General features: G+C 50.5%; 8 protein-coding genes. 6 read left to right on the plus strand and 2 right to left on the minus strand.

The window, feature by feature from the left end:
* Window positions 1-120 precede the first annotated feature (120 nt).
* Entirely contained in the window at window positions 121-2,040 is a 1,920-nt protein-coding gene (locus B5F28_RS14115) for a recombinase family protein (RefSeq protein ID WP_087296471.1), read from the minus strand.
* A gap of 1 nt (window position 2,041) precedes the next feature.
* Window positions 2,042-2,245, minus strand: a complete 204-nt coding sequence (locus B5F28_RS14120) for a transposon-encoded TnpW family protein (RefSeq protein ID WP_007885061.1) — start codon at window positions 2,243-2,245, stop codon at window positions 2,042-2,044.
* 262 nt (window positions 2,246-2,507) lie between these two features.
* Between B5F28_RS14120 and B5F28_RS14125 the strand changes: the two genes are divergently transcribed.
* The 6 genes from B5F28_RS14125 to rhuM form a co-directional block, all read left to right on the plus strand.
* Window positions 2,508-3,359: a hypothetical protein gene (locus B5F28_RS14125; protein WP_087296472.1), complete on the plus strand. Its 852-nt coding sequence runs from the start codon at window positions 2,508-2,510 to the stop codon at window positions 3,357-3,359.
* Window positions 3,360-3,390: 31 nt separating this feature from the next.
* Window positions 3,391-4,305 (plus strand): DNA gyrase inhibitor YacG, encoded by a 915-nt coding sequence (locus B5F28_RS14130; RefSeq protein WP_087296473.1) that lies wholly within the window; start codon window positions 3,391-3,393, stop codon window positions 4,303-4,305.
* A gap of 6 nt (window positions 4,306-4,311) precedes the next feature.
* A complete protein-coding gene (locus tag B5F28_RS14135; RefSeq protein WP_087249498.1) occupies window positions 4,312-4,764 on the plus strand; it encodes a GNAT family N-acetyltransferase in 453 nt (150 codons plus the stop codon).
* Between the two features lie 134 nt (window positions 4,765-4,898).
* Window positions 4,899-5,447 carry a GNAT family N-acetyltransferase gene (locus tag B5F28_RS14140; protein ID WP_087249496.1) on the plus strand — a complete coding sequence of 183 codons (549 nt, stop codon included), beginning with the start codon at window positions 4,899-4,901 and terminating at the stop codon, window positions 5,445-5,447.
* Complete coding sequence (locus tag B5F28_RS14145; RefSeq protein WP_087171134.1) at window positions 5,447-5,923, plus strand: GNAT family N-acetyltransferase; 477 nt, start codon at window positions 5,447-5,449, stop codon at window positions 5,921-5,923. The genes B5F28_RS14140 and B5F28_RS14145 overlap by 1 nt, the downstream gene beginning before the upstream one ends.
* A 77-nt stretch (window positions 5,924-6,000) precedes the next feature.
* On the plus strand, window positions 6,001-6,596 hold a 596-nt coding region (gene rhuM, locus B5F28_RS14150), incomplete at its 3' end, for a RhuM family protein (RefSeq protein WP_143424766.1).

Here is a 6,596-nt window from a genome sequence, read left to right on the forward strand (position 1 = left end):
AAAGGAGGTTCTTTTTTTACCGTTTCAACGCTCGTGCTCTTCTCGTCCACAAGCATAGCTTGTGGTTTTCTAGTTAAGAAAAAAACGGCCTGCCCGGTTTGTTTGGGCAGGCCGCAATCTTTATGCAGTTTGTGATGTTTCCGTTTCTTTGGCTTTCCGCTTTTCCTGCCGGTAGAACTTCTCCCGGCAGGCGGGTTTGCAAAATTTAGCGTTGGGGCGGACAGACTGGAACGGCTCTCCGCAGCACTGGCATACCAGCTGGTACGGTTCACCCGGAACGATCAGCCCCTCGGCAATCTTCTGTTTGCGCTCCTTCTGGCGCAGATATTTTTCATGGTCACGGATGCGCTTCTGGCGGCGCTTTTCCTCCGCAGCCAGTTCTTCCTCGGTGGGTTCGGGCATGGGCACTTCAAACTTCCCGATAAAGTTCAGGTAAATCTCGATTTCCTGAACCCGTTCCCCGGTGCTTCTGTCCGGAGCATGGACCAGAATTTTCTCCACAAATTCATGGATCATGGGTGCGGTCAGCTCGGTGAAATCCGTATATTTCTGTGCCAGCGTTAGAAAGTGGCTGGCACGGTCGGTGTCCTCGTGAAACTGGTCCAGCTGTGCCTGCTCGGAGGCAAGCAGCTGTTCCAGCTCGGCCTGTTCCTTTTCATACTCGGCACACAGCAACTCGAACCGTTTTTCCTCCAACTTGCCCATGGCATAGGTTTCGTACAGCTTTTTAATCAGCACATCCAGCTCGACGCTGCGCTTGCGCTCCTTGGCGACCTTGCGTTTCAGCTCCTTGGCCGCTTCCTGCTGGCGAACCTGTGAAATGCTGCGAACCTTCTGAATGAATTCCTCCTTGTTCTGGATGGCATAGCTGGCGGTGGTACGGATCGTTTCCAGAATCAGGGCATTCAGAGCCTTAGTGCTGACCGTGTGGGAAAAACACATCTGCGTTTCTCGCTCAAAGGTCAGGGTGTAGGTGGAGCAGTTATAAAAGTCGGTTCCATACTCCCGCCCGTCCTTTTTGCGTTTGCCCCGGTGGTTATACATCTTGGCTCCGCAGTCGGCACAGAACACAAGGCCGGTCAGGGGATTGGCGACGCCGGTGGTATCTGTCCGGCGCACCGTCCGCTTCACCTGCTGGCCGAGCTGCCAGGTTTCCGGGTCAACAATGGCCTCGTGGGTGTTCTCGAAAATCAGCCAATCGGACGGGTCATTTTTTACCCGCTTATCCCGGTAGGACTTCTTAGAAGAACGGAAATTGACAGTGTGCCCCATATACTCCGGCTTGGTCAGCATGGAACTGACTGTGAAGCCGTACCAGTCATAGGGGCGGCTGGTGTCCACGATGTTCTTCCGGCTGCCTCTGCCGTTGCGGGCCAGATAATAGGCGGGGCACTCCACCTTTTCCCGTGTGAGTATCTTGGAAATCTCATGGGGGCCGTGCCCCTCCACCGCAAGCCGGAAGATCCGCCGCACCACGGCGGCGGCTTCCTCGTCCACCAGCCAGTGGTCCTTGTCCGACCGGTCTTTTTTGTAGCCATAGATGGCGTTGTTGGTGGTAGGCTTGCCCGCCTTGCCCTTGACACGGTACGCTGCCGAAACCTTTTTGGACTGGTCACGCAGATACCATTCGTTCATGATGTTGAGAAAGGGAGCAAACTCGCCGCTGTCCTGTTCCTCGCTGTCAATGTTATTGGCGACAGCTACAAAATGAACCCCATTCTGCCGGAACATTACCTCGGTATAAAAGCCGGTTTGCAGGTAGTTTCTACCGATCCGACTTAGGTCCTTACACAGCAGGTGGGCCACCTTTCCCGCCTCGATGTCCGCCACAAGGCGCTTCCATGCGGGACGGTCAAAGTTACCGCCGGACCACCCATCGTCTGTGTAGTGGACGATATTGGTGTAGCCCCGCTGTGCTGCATAGCTTTTGAGATAACGTTTCTGGTTCAGAATGGAGTTCGAGTCGCCCGTGAGGTCATCGTCACGGGACAGGCGCTCATAGAGCGCAGTGATTTTTTCTTCTGTCTGTCTGTTTGCCATATCAGGCGCTCCTCTCAGACGGACGACTCATTTGTGGCAGTTCCATTATACCACATTCCGGCTGGTTTGCCAGCCCGTCGTTGCGGATCAGCCGCAAAATTTTATCCTCCATCGTTTCCTCGGCGGTTTCACTGAGGTAGACACGAACTTTATAGGTGGTGTTGCCAATGTGCCGGGTCAGAAACACGGCGTTTTTATCTGCCATAGAACCTCTCTTTCTTGCGCTTTCGGCGCATCCGGTGTATACTGTTGTTATAGTTCCGTTACTTGTAACCTTCAATTGTGTTACTTCCTTTTTGTGTCAAGCCTGAACATGGCGAAAGCCCCCTTTCTCCTGCGTGAAAAAGCAAATGTAATCCAAGTAACTTGTTTTTAGATTACTCTTTCACTAATAGGAGAAATCCGGGGTGCAAAACGGAACCATTTTTGAAAAACCGCAAAATATTTTTTTGAAAAGAGGTGGAGTCATGGCGTATCTGTCTGATGACGAGCTTCTGGATACCGAGGGTGGCTTCACCGGATGGGACGATGAGACAGGCACTGGTGCAACGGAGGAAACGCTGGAACAGGCGCTTGCGGAAGAACGTCTGGCCGAGCTGGAAAATGAGCTGGAGCAGGACGAACATCCCATCGACTATGAAGCGGAGCTGGAGGACGAGGAGGAAGAAGCTGCCCCGGTCAGTGATAAACGGCTCAAACGGGAGATGCGGGCCGAGGCCATACGGCGGCTGGAGGAAGCCGCCCGCACGGAGAAGGATTTCCGGGCCGTGGTGGAGGAATGGAACAAGCTGGACCGGAACCGGGAGCGCCGGGAACGGGACCATGAAAACCTCCGTGGAGATGTGCCGCTGGAATATCAGGCGGTGCCGGAACCGAAGCTCATTCCCCGATGGATGAACAACCCTGCATACCGGCAGCTGATGGCCGGAAACTTTCTGGACATCCTGTTTGACTGCCCCTATGAGATGCACAACCTGACCGCCGATGCCTTTGTTTCCCGCATGGTGGAGGAACTGAGCGAGGAACACAAGGAAGTTCTATATTTTCTCTCTTTGCGGCTGTACAGCACCACCCGGCTTGCCGCTGTGCGTGGGCAGTCTGACCGCAACATCCGCAAGCTGCGGAAAACCATCCACAAGAAATTGCAGCGCCAGATGTATGACCATCTGTGCGGCAAGCAGGAGCATGGCGGCAGTTTGACCTTGCGGGAGCGCCAGTTTTTGGAGGAATACTCGAAAATCGCAAGAAAACAGGGTAAGGATGCTGTGATCCGGCGGGAGAACAAGACTAAGCGCAGAAAAAAGAAAAACCGCCCCTGATAATTGGGACGATTAAGGAGAAAGGGCGTGTATGATGAAAAATTTGTTTGAACAGTCCCGTTCCCACTGGGTGCGGTACGATCATTACGAGCTGAAAACAGCGGAAGATGGCAAGCGGTATATCACCCCCGGCAAGAGCGCAAAGCCGGATGTCTACAATCCGCTGAAAGAGGTCCCCAACATTGTGCTGGATGCGCTGAATGTGGGGATGCTGATGATGGGGCGCAAGCCGGAAGCAGAAGTGGAAAAGGCGATCATGGAGTTTATCACCCGGTACGGCCTGCTGGGGCTGATGACCGCTCTGCCCACCACGCCGTCCTTTATGGACTATGAGGCGGTGTACCTGCCGAAAAACCATTTTATCAAGGAAGAATCCATGGCGGCAGACAAATATCTGTCTCTGTTTTACCCCTTTGACCAGCCGGACTTGGTGAAGAAGGGCATTGAATCTACCTGGAATGTATCCGGGGACCGGACGATGATTGCCCTGACCATGACCTTCATGGACGAGCCGAAGGCGAAAAACATGAGCTTCCAGCGGGAATATGCGGAACCCTACGAGTGGGTTGCTCAACAGTTCAAGGACTGGGCCTTTACGCTGACCACCGCCTTTTTCTACTACAATGACTATGATTTCATGGGCGAGGACGAACGGGGGCTGCACCGCAAGGCCATGGCCGCATTTGGCGGGATCGCCCCCAGCTACCACATCGAGCTGCTGGATAAACCCACCATTTACTGGGATTTTCACTCACTGCTGCTGGGTATTCAGATGATGTTCAGCTTCATGCTGGTGGACGGCGACCAGCCCCTGCGCCTGTGTAAGCACTGCCAGAAGGTGTTCCTGGGCAGCCGATCCAACGCTGCCTTTTGCAGTCCACGGTGCAAGAACCAGTACAATGTCTACAAGAGCCGTTCTAAAAAGGGCGGAAATGAGGAGGAATGATACGCTATGGAAATTCTGAAACTCAGGGAACACAGCGAACTGGCATCGGAGGCCGCAGAGTGGTTTCATTCCAAGTGGGATATTCCAGTTGAAGAATATGCGGGAAGCATACAGGAGTGCTTGACGGGCAAAAGCATTGTTCCGCAGTGGTATGTTGCAGTCGAGAATCAGCAGATTATTGGTGGTATTGGGGTCATCGAAAACGATTTTCATAACCGCAAGGATTTGACGCCAAATGTCTGCGCGGTATATGTTGAGGAAAACTACCGTTGTCAGGGAATTGCAGGAAAGCTGCTGGAATATGTTTGTGAGGATATGCGTTCATTTGGCCTGGAAACCTTATATCTCATTACAGACCACACAGGCTTCTATGAGCGCTACGGATGGAAGTTCCTGTGTATGGCGCAGGGCGATGGTGAGGTAGATTTGTCGAGGATGTATGTTTATGATTTGAAATAGAAACGGTTATCGTTAAAAATTAGACATTTGGAGAGACCCGATAAATCATTTTGCGTTCGATTGGAGCGGCATTTATTGGAATCCAGAATTTGAAAATAAAGTAAACACCAAAGGGAGCTGCATGGATAATAGAAATGGAGATTATATATAAAAACTTACAAGAGAATGAGATAAGCCGAGAGCTATTTAGACATTTTGTACGGCATCAAACTGTTGTTAAATGTAGGCGAAAAGAAAACGGAAAATGGATTATCAAAGATGATCCGTTTATTGACGATTGGAGCGAAGCGGATTATAAATTCCTGGTTTCCTGCCTGAGAAACACAGCAGCAACAGGTGGATTGGTATATGCTGCTTTCTGCGAAGGGGTGTTGAAAGGTTTCGTGTCAGTTGAACCGAAACTTTTTGGGGGAAATCACAGATACCTTGACCTCTCAAGTATCCATGTGTCAGAGGATATGCGAGGAAAAGGGGTTGGCACTGCACTGTTTCGAGCAGCGAAAGAATGGGCAAAGGCACATGGAGCAAAAAAGTTGTACATCTCAGCCCATTCAGCCGTTGAAAGCCAGGCATTCTATCACAAAATGGGCTGTGCAGAGGCGGCTGTCTACAATCAGTCTCATGTAGAAACCGAGCCGTATGACTGCCAGTTGGAATGTAAAGTATGTGAGGATGACAGTTGATGAAAATAAGCAAAATTGAGGATAATAAAAAGAGATACATGAGCCTGCTTTTTCTTGCGGACGAGCAGGAAGATATGATCGACCGGTATCTTGAAAAAGGTACGATGTATGTTTTGGAGGAAAATGGCGTAAAAGCGGAATGTGTTGTTACTGACGAAGGCAGCAAAGTTCTTGAAATCAAGAATATTGCTGTTCTGCCGGAATGCCAGCGCATGGGCTACGGAAAACGGATGATTGAGTTTATTGAGCAGACATACCGTGATAATTTTCGTATTCTTCGTGTGGGGACGGGTGACAGTCAGCTGACGCTCCCTTTTTATAAGAAATGCGGTTTTATAGAAAGCCATCGTATCAAAAACTTTTTCACGGACAATTATGATCATCCTATCTTTGAATGCGGCGTTCAGCTTATTGATATGGTATATTTGGAAAAGAACTTACTATGGGAATCCAATACGATTCATCGAAAGAAGTAAATGGAATACCTGGCATTTTGTAAATGAATTACAAAATACAATCCAAACTTACCAAAACGATATGGAGGTGACGAGGAATGAGCGAGGAACAGGGGCTGACCCCGTATGAAACCAGAGAAATCCTCTTTTACAAAACCGAAAACGGAGAGGTGCGGGTGGAAATCCTGCTCTTTCAGGAAAATCTCTGGCTGACACAGGCAAAAATGGCCGAGCTGTTTGAGGTACAGAAAGCGGCCATTTCCAAGCATCTGAAAAACATTTTTGAATCCGGCGAACTGAACGAGGATTCAGTTGTTTCCAAAATGGAAACAACTGCGGCGGACGGAAAACGGTATCAGACCAACTATTATAATCTGGACGCCATCATCGCTGTGGGGTATCGAGTGAACTCCAAAAAGGCGACCATGTTCCGCATTTGGGCGAACCGGGTGTTGAAAGAGTTCATAATCAAGGGTTATGTGATGGATGACGCACGGCTGCGGGAGCCGGAAAACTTTTTCGGCAAGGATTATTTCGAGGAACAACTGGAGCGTATCCGGGACATCCGGGCCAGCGAGAGAAGGTTCTACCAGAAAATCACGGACATCTATTCCCAGTGCAGCGCTGACTACGATGTGGAAAGCCCCATCACAAAGGAGTTTTTCGCAACGGTGCAGAATAAGCTCCACTATGC

It is taken from the genome of Gemmiger sp. An194, from assembly GCF_002160145.1.
In the GTDB taxonomy this organism is placed as follows: Bacteria; Bacillota; Clostridia; order Oscillospirales; family Ruminococcaceae; genus Allofournierella.

What these genes read in the sequence shown, in the direction of transcription:
- B5F28_RS14115 (WP_087296471.1), bottom strand. Translation starts at nt 2,040, where the DNA reads ATGGCAAACAGACAGACAGAAGAAAAAATCACTGCGCTCTATGAGCGC.
- B5F28_RS14120 (WP_007885061.1), bottom strand. Translation starts at nt 2,245, where the DNA reads ATGGCAGATAAAAACGCCGTGTTTCTGACCCGGCACATTGGCAACACC.
- B5F28_RS14125 (WP_087296472.1), top strand. Translation starts at nt 2,508, where the DNA reads ATGGCGTATCTGTCTGATGACGAGCTTCTGGATACCGAGGGTGGCTTC.
- B5F28_RS14130 (WP_087296473.1), top strand. Translation starts at nt 3,391, where the DNA reads ATGATGAAAAATTTGTTTGAACAGTCCCGTTCCCACTGGGTGCGGTAC.
- B5F28_RS14135 (WP_087249498.1), top strand. Translation starts at nt 4,312, where the DNA reads ATGGAAATTCTGAAACTCAGGGAACACAGCGAACTGGCATCGGAGGCC.
- B5F28_RS14140 (WP_087249496.1), top strand. Translation starts at nt 4,899, where the DNA reads ATGGAGATTATATATAAAAACTTACAAGAGAATGAGATAAGCCGAGAG.
- B5F28_RS14145 (WP_087171134.1), top strand. Translation starts at nt 5,447, where the DNA reads ATGAAAATAAGCAAAATTGAGGATAATAAAAAGAGATACATGAGCCTG.